Origin of the sequence: Mucilaginibacter sp., assembly GCF_039207105.1 — a bacterium.
Classification (GTDB): Bacteria; Bacteroidota; Bacteroidia; order Sphingobacteriales; family Sphingobacteriaceae; genus Mucilaginibacter.
In genome coordinates, this window is the sequence record NZ_JBCECK010000118.1 from 1 (window position 1) to 16,835 (window position 16,835).

The following is a 16,835-nucleotide window of genomic DNA, read 5'->3' on the forward strand; positions in this document are numbered from 1 at the left end:
AAGGCGCTATTGAAAACGTAGGTAAGCTGGAAGTATCTAAACTGGAAAAAAACATCGGCATTCTTGGTATTGTTGCAGGTATCGCGCCCATGTTCGGGTTCTTGGGTACCATTGCAGGGGTAATCAAGATATTTTACGATATATCAAAAACCGACAACATCAGCATGGGTGTTATATCGGGCGGTTTATATGTTAAAATGGTAACCTCAGCTGCGGGCCTTATGGTAGGTATCGTAGCTTACGTATGTTACCACATTTTGAATATGATGGTTGATAAAGTAATTTTGAGCCTGGAAACAGACGCTATTGAATTTATTGACCTGTTAGAGGAGCCAAGCAAATGAATTTAAGAAAAAGACATAGAGGTGCATCGGCAGAGGTTCATACATCGGCCATGAACGACATCATGTTCTTCCTGCTTTTGTTTTTCCTCATCGCGTCAACAGTTACCAACCCTAACGTTATTAAACTGGTATTGCCCAAATCATCAACCGGGCAGTCGGTATCTAAAAAAACAATTACGGTATCGGTAACAAAAGATCTGCGTTATTACGTTGATAAAAAGGAAGTACCTGTTGATGGCCTGCAGGCCACCCTATCGGGCTATAAAACCCTGGCAAGCGAATTGACCATAGTTTTATACGTTGATAAAACCGTAGCCATACAGGATGTGGTACAGGTAATGGATATAGCACAAAAATTAAACATTAAACTGGTACTGGCAACGGAACCTAAAGGATAGTCTGGAAAGTGCGGGGTATGGGGTGCGAGGAGCCGGTTAAAAAAGGTTCAGATCAATCCCCGCACCTCGCAACCGGCACCGCGCACTAAATACTAAAATGGAATACAGGGAAGAAAATAACTATCCGAAGGCGTTTTTGGCAACAGGCATTATACTGGCCGTGTTGATAGCGGCTTGTTATTTTATTGTGTTTCAAAATCCACCGAAACAAGAGGAAGGAACAGGAGGCATACTGGTAAACTACGGAACCGTAGATGAAGGTATGGGGAACGATTACATGAGTACCGAAGAGCCTTCGGTAGCCGAAAAGGCCAATAATACAAAACCCGATAAGATCACCCACGAAAAACCAACCGAAGACAAGCCAACACCGCAAAGCAGCGATAAAACTGTAGTAACTCAAAATACCGAGGATGCGCCTGAAGTTGCCGCGCCTACCAAAAAGCCATCAAGTACGGTTGCTACGCCCGAGCCAACAAAAACACAACCAAAGCCTACTGTAAACCAGAACGCTTTATATAAGGGCAAAGCTTCAACCGGTACCGGAGAAGGTGACGGAAATGGAAAAACTCCCGGGAACCAGGGTAAGCAAGCAGGAAGCACCCTTGCTAACAATTATGATGGAACAGGATCTGGAAACGGTGGTAACCTGAGTTTGGGAGCGCGTAACTTTGTTAGTAAACCTAATGTGGACGATGGAAATCGTTTCACAGGTAAAATAGTAATTGAGATACACGTAGATAAGGAAGGCAACGTAACCTATGCCAAAGCAACCCGCGGCACTACCATATCTGACTATAACCTGATTGAGAAGTGCGAGAACGCGGTTAAAAACTCTAAGATCACCTCGTTGGACACTGCTCCTGATGAACAAAAGGGAAACGTAGTGTTTGTATTCAAGGTTAATTGATATTTAGTCCATAGTTGATGGTTCATAGATCATAGTTATGGACTACTTGACTATAGATTTTTGGATTAAGGACTATGGTCTATGAACCATCGACTATGGTCATAACTTATATCATAAGCCTATCCTATTTTAATCTTAGTTATTGCCTCGAAGCCTAATCCAATAATTAATTTTATAAGTTTGCTACTATAAACCATAGCTATAAACTATGGACTATGGACCATGAACTACCAGGAAACCATCCAATACCTATATACCCAGCTCCCGATGTTTACGCGCGATGGGGCATCGGCTTTTAAAAAAGACCTGACCAATACCATTGAGCTTTGCAAGCGCCTGGATAACCCGCAGCACAAATTCAAAAGTGTACATATCGCGGGAACTAATGGCAAAGGTTCTACATCGCACATGCTGGCGGCTGTACTACAAACCGCGGGTTATAAAACCGGTTTATATACATCGCCTCATCTGAAAGATTTCCGGGAACGCATCCGCGTAAACGGTCAAATGATCAGCGAGCAAACTGTTATCGATTTTGTAGCCGATCACCATACCGATTTTGATGAGATAGCTCCCTCTTTTTTTGAAATGACCGTAGCCCTTGCCTTTGATGTTTTTGCAAAGGAAAAGGTTGATATAGCCATTGTGGAAGTAGGCCTGGGCGGCCGGCTTGACTCAACCAACATCATCACCCCGCTCCTTTCGGTTATTACCAACATTGGCTGGGATCATATGAATATGCTGGGCAATACCTTACAACTGATAGCAGGCGAAAAAGCTGGCATTATTAAACCAGGCATACCTGTAATCATCGGTGAAAACCAGCCCGAAACGGCGCAGGTTTTTATCAATAAAGCTACGGAGCAAGGTAGCGATATTAAATTCGCCTCAGCTGAATGGACTATTGATAATTCAAAAGTCGAAAGTCAAAAGTCAAAAACTGAGCTTGAATACCTTGACCTTACTTTAACCCATCACTTACAACTTACAACTTATTACTTACAGCTCGACCTTACGGGTACTTATCAGCAGAAGAATGTAAAAACGGTTTTATCAGCTGTTGATGAGTTACGGATGCAGGACTTTGTAATCACTGATAATCATATAGCGACTGCTTTACGGCAGGTAAAAACGTTAACCGGCTTACATGGTCGTTGGGAAGTTTTAAACACCCAGCCGCTTACCATTTGCGATACCGGTCACAACCCTGATGGTATTGAGGAGGTACTAAAGAATATAGACGCTGTAAATTATACCCAACTCCACTTTGTAATAGGCATGGTGAACGATAAGGATATCACCAAAGTGCTAAGCATGCTGCCCAAAAATGCAACCTATTATTTCTGCAAGCCCGATATACCGAGAGGGCTCGATGCAGAGATGTTAAAACAACAGGCAGCCGGTTTTGGCTTACATGGTTCAGCATATCCATCAGTAAAATCGGCTCTGGCAGATGCACAGGCCAATGCCGGCGATAACGATCTGGTTTTTGTGGGAGGAAGCACTTTTGTAGTAGCTGAAGTTGTTTGATTCAGACAACCTCTGATCAATCCTTAACAAAATATTTACTTCCGTTATTTGTATAAAGTTCTATTTTTACCATTCTTAAAACCAATCTAATCTCTCATTTATCATATGACTTACGTACCATCTGCAGACAGATACAAAAAAATGCAATATCGTCGTTGTGGCAATAGCGGCATTAAACTTCCGGCTATTTCATTAGGCTTGTGGCACAATTTCGGCCATGTAGACGTAACCGAAACTTACCGTAAAATTTTACACCTGGCTTTTGACAGCGGCATCACCCACTTTGACCTGGCTAACAACTACGGCCCGCCTCCGGGTTCGGCCGAAGAAAATTTTGGTCGTATTTTAAAAGAGGATTTCCGTGGCTACCGCGATGAAATGATCATTTCAAGCAAAGCCGGTTATACCATGTGGGATGGCCCTTATGGCGACTGGGGTTCAAAAAAATATTTAGTAGCCAGTTTAGATCAAAGCCTTAAACGTATGGGTTTGGATTATGTAGATATATTTTATCACCACCGTCCGGATCCGGAAACACCGCTTGAAGAAACCATGAGCGCTCTTGATTTGATCGTGCGTCAGGGTAAAGCTTTATACGCCGGTATCTCTAACTATCCTGCTGAGGAAGCCGCCAAAGCTATCGCCATATTAAAAGATCTGGGTACACCATGCCTTATTCATCAACCAAAGTACTCTATGTTCGTTCGCGACCCGGAAGAAGGTTTATTGGATGTACTGGGTAATTCAGGTGTAGGCTGTATCCCGTTTTCGCCATTGGCACAGGGTTTATTAACCAATAAATACCTGCACGGTATTCCTGAAGATTCAAGGGCTGCAAAAGCAACCGGCTTTTTGCAAACGAGCCAGATCACCGAAGAAAGGTTAGCACAGATAAAACAGCTGAACGATCTGGCTATCAAACGCGGCCAAACGCTGGCACAAATGGCACTGGCCTGGTTACTGAAAGATAACCGTGTAACTTCTGTTTTAATTGGAGCAAGCCGTGCCGAGCAACTGGCCGATTCATTAAAAGCTTTAGATAAACTGGAGTTTTCTTCAGAAGAACTGAGCCAAATAGAAAAAATATTGGCTGCCTAATGCACAGGCAAATTATCAATCCAATCATAATTAATCATATTATAAAAAGTCTCCCCCTAAAGGGGGAGATTTAGAGGGGGCTTTATGAGCGATATCAATTGGGGCATCATTGGTTGCGGTAATGTAACAGAAAAAAAAAGCGGCCCGGCATTTAAAAAAGTACCTGGCAGTAACCTGCTTGCCGTAATGCGGCGTGACGCGGCCAAAGCTGCCGACTATGCCCAAAGGCATGAGGTAGCACAATGGTATAGCGATGCTGATCAGTTAATGAATGAGGCGGGCGTTAACGCTATTTATATTGCTACACCGCCTTCATCACACCTGGAATATGCCAAAGCCGCTTTAGGTAAAGGGCTTAATGTATATGTAGAAAAGCCGGTTACCCGCAATGCTGCCGAAGCCCGGGCCATAGCCGAAGCCGTAAAGCAAAGCAATGCAAAACTAACTGTGGCACATTATCGCCGGGCATTACCCATGTTTTTGAAGGTTAAAGAGCTCATCGATCAAAAAAAGGTTGGCGACATCCGTACCGTACAGATCAGGATGTGGCAAAGCCGTAAGCCCGCTCTTATTGCCCCGGTAGAAACCAACTGGCGTTTACAGCCCGAATTATCGGGTGGAGGTTACTTTCATGACCTTGCTCCTCATCAGCTTGACCTGATGCTGTACTATTTTGGCGAACCAGAAAAATATCACGGGTTTTCACTTAATCAGGCGGGTACTTCGCCGGCTGATGATCATGTTTGCGGGGAGATACTGTTTAAAAACAAGGTAGTGGTTAACGGTTCATGGTGTTTTAACGTGGCCGATAGTCAAACTACTGACACCTGCGAGATTATTGGTACTGAAGGCAAAATCACCTTCCCGTTTTTTGGCACGTACATCAACTGGAAAACAGAAACCGAAGAAGAAACCCTGAACTTTGAGCATCCGCAGCATATACAACAGCCGCACATCACCAATATCGTATCCTACTTTAAAAACGAAGGGCCAAACCCCTGCTCAATTGAGGAAGCTATTGTACTGATGGATATTTTAGATGCGTTTACAAAGTGATTTGTGATACAATCTTAAAAAATGTGTCATTGCAAGCGTAGCGTGGCAACCGCGAACCATACAGGCTAAATCTGCAAAGTTCGCGATTGCTTCGTCGTTACTCCTCGCAATGACATCATTATTATAATTCATTAACTTTTCTTCTTAGGCACCTTTGCGCCTTCCTTACGTGCTTCAGAAAGGCCAATAGCCACGGCTTGTTTTTTGCTGGTAACTTTTTTACCGCTGCCGCTTTTTAACTTGCCTTCTTTCATTTCATGCATTGTTTTCTCAACTTTTTCTCCTGCTTTTTCCGAATACTTTGCCATAACTTTAAGTTTTAAGTAGATAATTTAATTACTACAAAATATTTGCCAAAATGGATACTCGCTTAAGTACTCAAGCCTCTGTAATATAAAAATTGAAAAAAAACACAGGGATATATTGCTTAACTTCAAACATCCGGTGCGGATATATGTTACCAACTGGAAAACGCTGAAATTCTGATCAATATGACTGCCAAAAAACTATTAGCACCTTTTTACGAACGACTTGCATTAGTATTAATTGGCTTTTTAGCTCTCGGTTATCTCATTATTATAGGTAAAGACCTGCTTGACCCGATGATATTCGGGTTTATATTTGCCATACTCCTATTACCGGTGTCCAACTTCCTGGAAAGAAAATGCCGTCTCCCGCGCAGCGCGTCGTCATTAGTAGCTATATTATTATTGGTAGCCCTGGTAGGCGGTATATTATACCTGGTGGGTTCGCAAATATCAAACGTAGCCAATGATTGGCCCATGCTTAAAAACCAGGTGACCCAATCGCTAAAAGATCTGCAGGAGTGGATACAAGGCACATTTCATATCAATGCTGATAAACAGATGCATTATGTGCATACCACTGCCGATAAAATTATGGCTTCGGGCAGCGATGTGTTGGGTACTACTTTTGGCGCTATATCATCATTGATGCTGTTTTATACATTCATCATGATATTCACCTTCTTCATATTGTTGTACAGGCGATTGCTGCTTCGTTTTATCATTTGGGTTTTCCGCGATGAAAATGAGCATGTGGTGATGGATATCGTTCAAAATATTCAATCCATATTAAGGCAATATATTTTGGGCCTGCTTCTGGAGATGGTGATTGTAGCCGCCGTGGCCATTACCGCTTTCTGGATAATAGGTATCAAATATGCTGCCCTGCTGGGTATTATTGTGGGGTTATTTAACATTATTCCGTACATCGGTATTTTTACGGCATTGTTGTTAAGCGCTGTAATAACCTTTGCAACCGGTAATATCAAAGAAACCATTATAGTAATTGGCAGCGTGGTAGGTATACACGCTATTGATGCCAATTTTTTATTGCCAACCATTGTGGGCTCAAAGGTAAGGCTTAATGCCTTGATATCATTTATCGGTATCATTTTAGGCGAGATGATATGGGGCCTGTCGGGCATGTTCTTATCTATCCCGGTTATCGCTATTTTCAAGATCATATTTGACCGCATTGAAAGTTTAAAACCCTGGGGTTACCTGCTGGGCGGCGATTACGAATACAAAAAAAAGGCTGCTGCCGAGTTAAAAACTGAATAGATTTTTTGCTGTAAAAAATTACAATATTCCATTCAGGAATACTTCAAAATTTAAACTTTTATACTTAGATTTGAAGTATTAATGCCCCTAAACAATGGAACTTGTCACTGACCCATCACGCCCTATTTACAGGTGCAAAAAATGTAAAGAAATTCTTTATACCCGCCGCAAAAGAGGTGTACTTCTCAAAACATTTTTATTCTGGCTACCGGTAAAAAAATTCTTTTGCGACCGCTGCCTTAAAACCCGTTATCACTTTTAAATAACCTGTTAGCAGGCTTGCTTATTTGCAGCGCATATCATTAATTTAGTAGCCTGATGGCTGCAGCGTTTGCAGTTTAAAAATCTGCCAAAATGTATCGCAAGCAAGCATATTTAATGATCTTATGGCTGCTAATGCCTTTTCTGGTTTTAGCACAGTCAAAACCGGCTTTTAAACTGGTACCCTTAGGTGTATTGGGCGGTATTGACGAAAGTAATCTTTCAGCCTACATGCTTGCTCCGGCAGGCAGTACCAATTTTATTTGCCTTGATGCCGGTACAATACACTATGGCATAGAAAAAGCGGTAGCCAACAAAACGTTTCAGGTAACTGGCGATAAGGTTTTGAAGCAGTATATCAAAGGCTATTTTATATCGCATGCTCATCTGGATCATATTTCTGGACTCATCATTAACTCACCCGAGGATAGCACCAAAACCATATACGGACTGCAAAGCACCCTGGAGACCATCAAAACCCATTATTTTACCTGGACCAGTTGGGCCAACTTTGCCGATCAGGGTGAAACTCCGGCCTTAAAAAAATACCATTACCAAATACTTACGCCAGGCACACAAACCGATGTAGAAAATACAAGTTTCAAGGTACAGGCTTTTCCGCTGGCGCATTCAAACCTAACCAGTACAGCTTTTTTAGTACAAAGCAACAACAACTACGTATTATATTTAGGTGATACAGGCCCAGATGCTGTTGAAAAAAGCAGCAACCTGCAAAACCTGTGGCAGTTTATTGTTCCTTTAATAAAGACACATCAGCTAAAGGCTATCTTAATAGAGGTATCGTTCCCGAACGAGCAACCCGATAAAACCCTTTTTGGCCATTTAACCCCTCGCTGGCTCATGGCCGAGATGGATAAACTGGCGGCCCTCACCGGCCCCGGCCAGTTAAAAGGTTTAAACATCTTGGTTACCCACCTTAAACCGCCCGCAAACAGCATCACTACAATTAAGGCTCAGCTTGCTGCTTCCAATCAATTGCAATTAAACCTGATATATCCTGAACAGGGAAAAGCGCTTAATTTTTAGGCGGCTATTTGGTCAACAGCAAAAAATAACTAAATTTCCATCAACCAAAACTAAACCGGCTACCAGATGAACATTATTCAAAAGTGCCTGCTGTTTTGTTGCATGATATGCGTTAATTCGGCATTTGCACAATTGCAGGGTAAAGTAATTGAGGAGCAAACTGTTAAAAGCAGTATTTTAAAGCGCAATGTAAAATATACTATTTACCTGCCCGCCGATTACGAAAGTTCAAACCGCAGTTACCCTGTAGTTTATTTGCTACACGGTTACTCTGATGATAATACAGGCTGGCTGCAATTTGGCGAAATAAATCGCTACGCAGATAAGGCCATTGCCGAAGGTACTATCCCCCCGATGATCATTGTAATGCCTAATGCCGACTCAAGCTGGTACATTAACTCCTACGATGGCAAGGAGAAATATGAGGACTTTTTTATCAAAGAGTTTATGCCTCATGTTGAAAAGGCCTATCGGATTAAAACAGAGAAAAAATACCGGGGTGTTGCCGGTTTATCAATGGGGGGTTACGGTACACTGATGTACACCATGAAATATCCACAATTATTTGCCGCCGGCGCGGCTTTGAGCGCGGCTGTATTTCCGGATGACCAGATGGTAACCATGCCCGACAATAATTGGGAGAATGTGTTTGGCCAGCTTTATGGCAGGGGATTAAAGGGTAATGATCGCATCAATAAAGCATGGCAGGCTAATTCTATTTTAAACATAGTGCAAAATAAAACCACCGACGAGCTTAAAACCGTTCGCTATTGGATAGATTGCGGCGACGATGATTTTTTAACCAAAGGAAACTGCCTGCTGCACATCGAGCTTACCGAAAAGAAAGTACCCCACGAGTTCAGAACACGTGACGGCGCCCATACCTGGACCTACTGGCGTACCGGTATTATAGACGCGCTGCAGTTTATTGGCGATAGCTTCAGACAGAAATAAAAACACCTTGATACCATCACTTATGATCATATTTAAAAGGCTCATCTTTTTTTGTTTGATGCTTTCGGCGGGCACTGTTTTTGCTCAGCCCAAGGGCAAAGTGATAGAAGAACAAAATATTAAGAGCGACATTTTAGGGCATAACGTGAAATATGCCATCTATCTGCCGGCTGATTATGAAACATCAAACCGCAGCTACCCCGTAGTTTACCTGCTGCACGGTTTTGGCGATGACCATACCGGCTGGCTGGAATTTGGCGAGATTAACCGCTACGCAGATAAGGCTATTGCCGAAGGCAAGATACCGCCCATGATCATTGTAATGCCCGATGCCCAAATCAGCTGGTATATCAATTCTTTTGATGGCAAACAGAAATATGAAGACTTCTTTTTCAAGGAATTTATGCCCGATATTGAGCATGAGTTTCGCATTAAGGCTAGCAAAAAATACCGTGGCGTGGCCGGCCTTTCAATGGGTGGCTTTGGTACGCTGGTGTACAGTTTAAAACATCCGGAGCTGTTTTCGGCGGCCGCGGCATTGAGCGCGGCTGTACGCAGCGATGAGGACTTTATGGCTATACCAGATGCCCGCTGGGCCGAAACTTACAGCCAGGCAATGGGCCCTAACCTAAAAGGCCGCGAACGTTTAAACTCCACCTGGCAAAGTAACTCGGTACTCGGTCTGGTTCAAAACAAAACCACCGATGAGCTTAAACAAGTACGCTATTGGATTGATTGCGGTGATGATGATCCGCTGAGTAAAGGCAATTCTCTGCTGCACATCGCGCTTACCGAAAAAAAGGTTCCGCATGAGTTCAGGATACGTGATGGTGCCCATAACTGGACATACTGGCGCACCGGTATCACCGATGCACTGGAATTTATAGGCGATAGCTTCAGGCAGAAATAGACAGCATTTATTGCGTATCTAAAATATCGATACAGTTTTTCTTTAGTTGATCAAGTCGCCCGGGTAAGGAGTTGAGGCCTTTTTCATCATTAATATTGCGATAAAGGGTTTTGATGAGGTTGAGCGTTTCGTCATCAGGGTCACAAGCCTGAGCTTTCTCTAAATGAGGCAACGCTTTCTTTATTTTATCCTTATAAGCTGCATCTATAACTACCTGGTCAGCCGGTTTCCCGGAAATATCCTTGATGTATAAATACCCCAGCGCCCGGTGAGCTACATAATAATCAGGCTGGGCAGCTGCTACCCTGTTATAATATTCAATTGCCTTTACACTCTGACTATCATCCTCATATAATTTAGCCATACTGTTATAAAAGCTAACACGAACTTTGGAGTTCAGCTTGGCAGAATCTGGTAGTATTTGCTGCCCCAGGTCAAGGGCTTTATCATGCTCATTTTGCAATATGGCTAAATTAAAGTCAGCGTATTTCTCGTACACCTCATCAGCTGTTTGGGCATGGGTTATTTTACCAGCGATTATTAAAAATATAATGAGTAATGTTTTTTTGAGCATGATGGTCAGGTTAGCTAAATGTAAGCGTTTAATGATACTAACGCAAAAGGTACAAGTTTTGATACAAGCGATATAATCGCTAAGCCATATGGAGCATTCGTCAAAGATGAGCGCAAGAAAGAATATTTAAAATTTTGTCATTGCGAGTGTAGCGTGGCAATCGCGGATATGCATAGCTCGCGATTGCTTCGTTCCTCGCAATGACAGGATTTTATAATCTACTCTTCCATCTCCCCATAAGCCTCCCTCATACAATGACCACAAGGCCTGTAGCCCATTTCAATCGCTTCGGCCTCCGACGCAAAAAATACACGGTTTTCCGCTTTCATACGCATGCCCGAACGGCAATGAAGAGTACCGTAAATTTTGAGTTTAGCGTTACCTCCAAACTGTATTTCGTCCTTATTGATCAGCAGTTTTAGCTGGCGGCTACGTGCAAAGGAGGTATCACCCAGATCCATATGCCTGATCATTTGGCATCATGAAAAATAATGCCCATACTACGCCTTTTGCCTGCCATGAGTTCGCCTACGCCATGTTTCATATTTACCCGGTGATAGCCTTTGCTGCCCTTAGCAGGCCGGTAGCTGGTGGTAAACAGCAGCATATCGCCTTTTGCGGGCTGTACCACCCTAACACGCGATTGCTCCCGTGGTTTCTGCTCCATCAGTATAAACTCGCCGCCCTCATAGTCTGTGCCCGGTTCATCCAGTATAAATACCAGTTGCATCGGAAAAAACACTTCGCCATACAAGTCCTGGTGCATGGCATTGTAGCCGCCTGCTGTGTATTGCAATATCAGAGGAGTCGGGCGCAGCTGTTCGTGCTCATGGCAATGTTGGAGCAGTTGTTCCAAACTATCCGGAAAGCGTTGTTCTTTACCCAAAAGCTGCATCCAGTTATTGGCAATAGGCGCCAGTTTGGGGTACACGCTTTCGCGCAACTGCTGTACAAGCTCGGGCAGCGGATAATTAAAATACTTATACTCGCCCTGCCCATAATGGTGCCGCTCCATTACAATGGTTTTGCGGTATAGTTGCTCATCATTATATACTGCGGTTAAGCTGTCACACTCATGATTTGTTAAAACTCCTTTTACCTGGGCAAATCCTTTATTATCCATTGCTGTCGCGATATCAGCCCAGTTTAGCTGGTTAATTCTTTCCTGAATACTTATCATCATAACTTAATTATTTATGATGGCAGCCTCCCAGCCAATGATAGCCGATTTACGGGTTGGCCCCCAATGATACCCGCCAAACTCGCCGGTTGATTTGATAACCCGGTGACAAGGGATCAAAAAGGCAACCGGATTGGCTCCTATCGCGCTGCCTACTGCCCTGCTGGCATTGGGTTGCAGTATCTGCTTTGATATATCTGAATAAGTACTCAGCTGCCCCATCGGTATTTTAAGCAACGCTTCCCATACCTTAAGCTGAAAATTAGTACCCTTTAGGTGCAGCTTGATAGTTGATAACTCCGACCAATCTTTTTTAAATATATGCAGGGCATCTTGTTGGGCCACATCCACCACCTGTTCATAAACGGCATTCGGGAACTGATACTCCAGCTGATTAAAAGCAGCCTCCCTATCGTCGGCAAAAGCCATATAACAAATACCTTTGGGGGTTGATGCTACAATGATGTTACCGAAAGGGGTTTCGGCAAAGCTGTAATTAATGTGGAGCTCTTTACCTCCGTTTTTATATTCGGCGGGTGTCATCCCCTCAATGTTCACAAACAGATCATGCAGGCGGCCGGTACCCGAAAGGCCGGTTTCAAAAGCGGTATCAAACAAGGTGGCCTGCTTATCTTTCAGTATCCCCTTGGCATAATCAAGGCTCAGGTATTGCAGAAATTTTTTAGGGCTGATGCCTGCCCAGTCGGTAAATAAACGCTGAAAATGGAAAGGGCTCAGGTTTACCTTTTCGGCCACATCATCTAAATTGGGCTGGCTTTTGAAATTCAGCTTTATATAGTTTATTGCTTCGGCTATACGTTGATAATTAATTTCTTCTTGTGTGTTCATAATGTTATTTATTAATGATTACACTACAAATGTAGGCCGCTAACAAATGCGGTAAAACCCGGAACTTGCGCAGTTAAACCAGCTTTAGGATATCAAATTTAGGCATTGTGTTTTCCAATTTGCCATATCTTTTCTTATACTTAGGCAAATTTTTAAACCTGCCAATTTGAAAGTACTATTTACCATCTTCTTATTAACTCTCATACACGCTGGTCTTTATGCCCAGATAAAACTTACAGGTACCGTAACTGATGTATCACAACACCCGGTAGATTATGCCGGTGTAAGCCTGATAAACACAGACGATCAGAAAAACCAATCATTACAAACCGATAACTCAGGTGGTTTTAGCTTTAACGGCCTGCATGCAGGTCAGTACCTGCTTACGGTAACATCTACCGGGTATCAGCAATATCAATCCAAGATTTCTATTATACGGGATACCGTAATCAGCATTGTCCTGCAACGATCAAACACCCAACTGAACGAAGTTGTGGTTACAGCTGCCAAAGCCACCGTTGAGAACAATCAGGAAAAAATGGTTTACAATGTGGCTTCCAATGTAACCGCTACCGGTACAGATGTGTTGACTACGCTGGGTAAAGTTCCGGGTGTAAAGGTAAATGGCAACGAGATCAGTATAGTGGGCAAAGGCATGGTCAGGGTGATGATCAACGATCGTGTGGTGCAGCTTGCCGGGGTTGATTTGGTGCGCTATCTTAAATCAATGTCGGCCAACCAGATCTCTAAAATAGAGGTTATCAAAAATCCATCCGCCAATTACGATGCTGATGGCAACGCGGGGCTCATTAATATTACTACCAAACACAGCAGTAAACAGGGCTTTTCGGGCAATGTGCAACTGAGCGACAGACAATCGTTACACAGCCCGGCTACCGTTTTTGGTACCAGCAACTACTGGCTGGCTGCAGGCAGCGCAAATTTGAATTATAATGCCGATAAATGGTCGGCCTATGCCAACATCAGCATGGATCATGACCATGAGCTGGAAGGTTTCGAGACCGACATTTTTTATCCCGAACAAAGTTGGCTGCAAACCGATACCGGCAACTACCGCGGCCACAACTTTAATATTGTTGCCGGGATTGATTATAAAGTAAGCCCCAAAACCACAATCGGCATATCTTACCTGGGTGGTAAAAGCGTTTACGATGGATCGGACCATGTGAATAACCCGATCTATAACAGCAGCGGCGGGCTCGATTCAACTTTAAGAACTTATGCCACTTATCACCCCATAGCCCTCAGTAACTCAGGTAACGCACATGCTATTATCAATTTTGATACTACCGGCAAAAAGCTGATGCTTAACGCCGATTACTTTAACTATAACCGTAACGACCGGTCGGACTTTGAAAGTAACAGCTATTTACCTAATGGACAGGTGATCCCCGAAAACAATACCCGATACTTTGATACCAACAAACAACTCATTAACGTATATACCTTTAAGGCCGATGCTGAAATACCTACTTCATTCGCAAAACTGGCTTTTGGTGGCAAGCTGAGCTTTATTAATAATTACAGCAATGCTTTTTATTATAATAAAGATGCCAATGATCAGCTCACCTACAACACCAATCTGAGTAACGAGTTCAGGTATATTGAAAACACACAATCGCTGTATATTAACCTGAATAAAGAAAAGGATAAATGGAAATACCAGGCCGGTCTGCGTGCAGAATACACCGAAACCAAAGGCACCTCGTACACGCTTAACCAAACCAATACCAATAGATACTTAAGGTTGTTTCCTTCAGTATCCATCTCCTATCAGGCTGATACGGCCAACAGTTTTTCCTTAAGTTTTGGACGTAGAATCAATCGTCCCTCTTTCTGGAATCTGAACCCTTTTAAATCATTGTTCACAGCTTACAGCTATGGCGAGGGTAACCCGTTTTTGCAGCCGGAGTACAACAGCAATTTAGAAGTATCGCATACGTATAAAAGTATGCTTACATCGGCACTGTTCCTGAACGTTACCGATAATGGATTCAATAATGTAACCGTTGCCAGTGCCGATACCAATTTGGTTTATACTGTTCCGCTGAATTTCATTAAAACTTACCGCGTGGGTATTTCTGAGAATATATCACTGCATCTGTTCACCTGGCTCGATAATAATAACCAGGCCACTTTTTACCATACCGATGCCCACTCCAGCATACCTTATATTAAAAGCATAAGTGGTTATGGCGCTTACCTGGCTACCAACAACACCGCTTATTTTAATGCCGATAAAACTTTGGCTATGGTTGTTAACTTCTGGTACCAGTTTCCGGAAATTGACCACATTGGCCGCTCCGATCCATATTATAAACTGGATTTTGGCTTCACCGCACTGGCCATGAAAAAGAAGCTGAACATTACCCTGAACTTTAACGATGCTTTCAGGACCAGCGCATCGGCAGTAACTACTACCGTTAACGGCATCAGGACCAAATTCACCAATTTTCAGCTCAACAGGTTTGTGTTGGTAGGCCTGAGTTACCGTTTTGGCGGCGAGGACAGCACTAAAAAACGCGATACGGGTAATGAGGAAGAACGCGGACGGGTGCATTGATAGCAACGAACAGGCATGATCTTGAAATTGCATGGCATACAATTTACTCACCCGGTCTACGCTTCGCTGGACCACCCTCTCTTCGCCTGCGGCGAAAAGAGGGTAAGGAAAATTATAAAACAAAGAAAAATCCCTCACCCTCTTTTCAGCGAAGCCGAAGAGAGGGTCGACAAGCGTATCGGTGTCGGGTGAGTCAATAAACAACTTGATTGATCAAACCATACTTTTTAAAGCCCTTTCCTTTGGAGAGGGTTGGGTGAGGTTCCATGTTCCAACGTATACATTCTGTTACATAAGCCGTATTTTACAAAACAGTGAAGGAGTTGCTACTGTTAGTCATCATATTTACAAGAAACAACAACAAATTATGGCAAACCTATTTTCGCCTCTTACAATAAAAAACATCGAATTAAAAAACCGGATAGCGATATCGCCCATGTGCGAGTATTCAAGCGAGGATGGCTTTGCTAATGAATGGCACCTGGTTCATTTGGGTAGTATAGCCGTTGGCGGGGCCGCATTGGTTATTACGGAGGCTACCGCGGTATCGCCGGAAGGCCGTATCACCTTTGCCGATCTGGGTATTTACCATGATGATCATATACCTAAACTAAAACAGATCATTGATTTTGCACATGCGCAAGGCACCATCATGGGCATACAACTGGGGCATGCCGGCAGAAAGGCCAGCCATGTGCAACCCTGGTTAGGTGGTAAACAAATACCATCCGATCAACAAAACGGATGGAAAACTGTAGCTCCAAGTGCTGTAGCATTTACCGAGGGTGAGGAAGTACCCATTGAGCTGGATAAAGCAGGTATTGAAAAAATAAAAGCCGATTTCAAATCCGCCGCAGGCAGGGCGCTTATCGCCGGATTTAAGGTTATTGAGTTGCATGGCGCGCATGGCTATTTACTGCACCAGTTTATGTCGCCGGTAAGCAATAAGCGCACCGACGAATATGGCGGATCATTTGAAAATCGTATACGCTTAACACTGGAGGTTGTAGATGCCGTACAGGAAGTTTGGCCTAAAGAAAACCCATTATTTATAAGAATTTCGGCAACCGACTGGACCGAAGGCGGATGGACTGCCGACGAATCTGTAGCGCTGGCAAAGATTTTAAAGGATAAAGGTATAGACCTGATTGACGTTTCGACCGGTGGTAATGTGGCCAATGCTAAAATACCGTTAAAACCAGGTTATCAAGTTGAATTTGCTGATAAAGTTAAAAAAGAAAGTGGTATACTTACAGGTGCGGTGGGTTTAATAACAACGGCCCAGCAAGCCGATGAAATTATACGGGAAGGTGAAGCGGATATTGTTTCAATGGCCCGCGAAATATTGCGCGATCCGCGTTTTCCGTTGCGTGCGGCACATGAGTTAGGGCATGAAATAAAATGGCCTGTGCAGTATGAAAGGGCAAAATGGCCTAACGCAAACAAATAATAACAGTCATTAAACTGAACTAATATAATACATCACTTAATAAAAAACCATCTTATGAAACGTACAGCAAACGCCCATTGGAACGGCACATTACAAGCAGGTCA

The 16,835-nt window shown here is 43.2% G+C and carries 17 protein-coding genes; 12 read left to right on the forward strand and 5 right to left on the reverse strand.

Going from position 1 to position 16,835, the window contains the following annotated elements; translation table 11 throughout:
- From AAGC65_RS19230 to AAGC65_RS19255, 6 genes are all read left to right on the forward strand, one after another.
- A partial coding sequence (locus tag AAGC65_RS19230) for a MotA/TolQ/ExbB proton channel family protein (protein WP_343114086.1) occupies nt 1-344 on the forward strand: 344 nt, incomplete at its 5' end.
- Nucleotides 341-742 (forward strand): biopolymer transporter ExbD, encoded by a 402-nt coding sequence (locus AAGC65_RS19235; protein WP_343114087.1) that lies wholly within the window; start codon nt 341-343, stop codon nt 740-742. The genes AAGC65_RS19230 and AAGC65_RS19235, both read left to right, overlap by 4 nt.
- 97 nt (nt 743-839) lie before the next feature.
- On the forward strand, nt 840-1,652 hold the full coding sequence (locus AAGC65_RS19240) for an energy transducer TonB (RefSeq protein WP_343114088.1): 813 nt from the start codon (nt 840-842) through the stop codon (nt 1,650-1,652).
- 222 nt (nt 1,653-1,874) lie between these two features.
- Nucleotides 1,875-3,182, forward strand: coding sequence for a folylpolyglutamate synthase/dihydrofolate synthase family protein (locus AAGC65_RS19245; RefSeq protein WP_343114089.1), 1,308 nt, complete (start codon nt 1,875-1,877; stop codon nt 3,180-3,182).
- A gap of 105 nt (nt 3,183-3,287) precedes the next feature.
- Nucleotides 3,288-4,280: an L-glyceraldehyde 3-phosphate reductase gene (mgrA, locus tag AAGC65_RS19250; RefSeq protein WP_343114090.1), complete on the forward strand. Its 993-nt coding sequence runs from the start codon at nt 3,288-3,290 to the stop codon at nt 4,278-4,280.
- Between the two features lie 84 nt (nt 4,281-4,364).
- Nucleotides 4,365-5,336, forward strand: a complete 972-nt coding sequence (locus AAGC65_RS19255) for a Gfo/Idh/MocA family oxidoreductase (protein WP_343114091.1) — start codon at nt 4,365-4,367, stop codon at nt 5,334-5,336.
- A gap of 131 nt (nt 5,337-5,467) precedes the next feature.
- On the opposite strand, the gene AAGC65_RS19260 is transcribed toward AAGC65_RS19255, so the two are convergent.
- Entirely contained in the window at nt 5,468-5,644 is a 177-nt protein-coding gene (locus AAGC65_RS19260) for a DUF6496 domain-containing protein (protein WP_167516215.1), read from the reverse strand.
- Between the two features lie 183 nt (nt 5,645-5,827).
- On the opposite strand from AAGC65_RS19260, the gene AAGC65_RS19265 reads away from it, so the two are divergent.
- The 4 genes from AAGC65_RS19265 to AAGC65_RS19280 all read left to right on the forward strand — a co-directional run bounded on the left by AAGC65_RS19265 (nt 5,828) and on the right by AAGC65_RS19280 (nt 10,094).
- Entirely contained in the window at nt 5,828-6,922 is a 1,095-nt protein-coding gene (locus AAGC65_RS19265) for an AI-2E family transporter (protein WP_343114092.1), read from the forward strand.
- Nucleotides 6,923-7,276: 354 nt separating this feature from the next.
- On the forward strand, nt 7,277-8,230 hold the full coding sequence (locus tag AAGC65_RS19270) for a 3',5'-cyclic-nucleotide phosphodiesterase (RefSeq protein WP_343114093.1): 954 nt from the start codon (nt 7,277-7,279) through the stop codon (nt 8,228-8,230).
- A gap of 66 nt (nt 8,231-8,296) precedes the next feature.
- Nucleotides 8,297-9,184, forward strand: a complete 888-nt coding sequence (locus tag AAGC65_RS19275; protein WP_343114094.1) for an alpha/beta hydrolase-fold protein — start codon at nt 8,297-8,299, stop codon at nt 9,182-9,184.
- A 22-nt stretch (nt 9,185-9,206) separates the two neighbouring features.
- The gene (locus tag AAGC65_RS19280) at nt 9,207-10,094 is read left to right on the forward strand and encodes an alpha/beta hydrolase-fold protein (RefSeq protein WP_343114095.1); all 888 of its coding nucleotides are present in this window, start codon (nt 9,207-9,209) and stop codon (nt 10,092-10,094) included.
- Nucleotides 10,095-10,101: 7 nt separating this feature from the next.
- Here AAGC65_RS19280 and AAGC65_RS19285 read toward each other — a convergent pair whose 3' ends face one another.
- From AAGC65_RS19285 to AAGC65_RS19300, 4 genes are all read right to left on the reverse strand, one after another.
- Nucleotides 10,102-10,668 carry a hypothetical protein gene (locus AAGC65_RS19285; protein ID WP_343114096.1) on the reverse strand — a complete coding sequence of 189 codons (567 nt, stop codon included), beginning with the start codon at nt 10,666-10,668 and terminating at the stop codon, nt 10,102-10,104.
- Between the two features lie 218 nt (nt 10,669-10,886).
- Nucleotides 10,887-11,141 carry an Ada metal-binding domain-containing protein gene (locus tag AAGC65_RS19290; protein ID WP_343114097.1) on the reverse strand — a complete coding sequence of 85 codons (255 nt, stop codon included), beginning with the start codon at nt 11,139-11,141 and terminating at the stop codon, nt 10,887-10,889.
- A complete protein-coding gene (locus AAGC65_RS19295) occupies nt 11,138-11,851 on the reverse strand; it encodes a 2OG-Fe(II) oxygenase (RefSeq protein ID WP_343114098.1) in 714 nt (237 codons plus the stop codon). Before AAGC65_RS19295 ends, AAGC65_RS19290 begins: the two co-directional genes overlap by 4 nt.
- Nucleotides 11,852-11,854: 3 nt before the next feature.
- The gene (locus AAGC65_RS19300; RefSeq protein WP_343114099.1) at nt 11,855-12,697 is read right to left on the reverse strand and encodes a methylated-DNA--[protein]-cysteine S-methyltransferase; all 843 of its coding nucleotides are present in this window, start codon (nt 12,695-12,697) and stop codon (nt 11,855-11,857) included.
- A 166-nt stretch (nt 12,698-12,863) separates the two neighbouring features.
- On the opposite strand from AAGC65_RS19300, the gene AAGC65_RS19305 reads away from it, so the two are divergent.
- A complete protein-coding gene (locus AAGC65_RS19305; protein ID WP_343114100.1) occupies nt 12,864-15,281 on the forward strand; it encodes an outer membrane beta-barrel protein in 2,418 nt (805 codons plus the stop codon).
- A gap of 367 nt (nt 15,282-15,648) precedes the next feature.
- On the forward strand, nt 15,649-16,731 hold the full coding sequence (locus tag AAGC65_RS19310) for an NADH:flavin oxidoreductase/NADH oxidase (RefSeq protein WP_343114101.1): 1,083 nt from the start codon (nt 15,649-15,651) through the stop codon (nt 16,729-16,731).
- Nucleotides 16,732-16,835 lie beyond the last annotated feature (104 nt).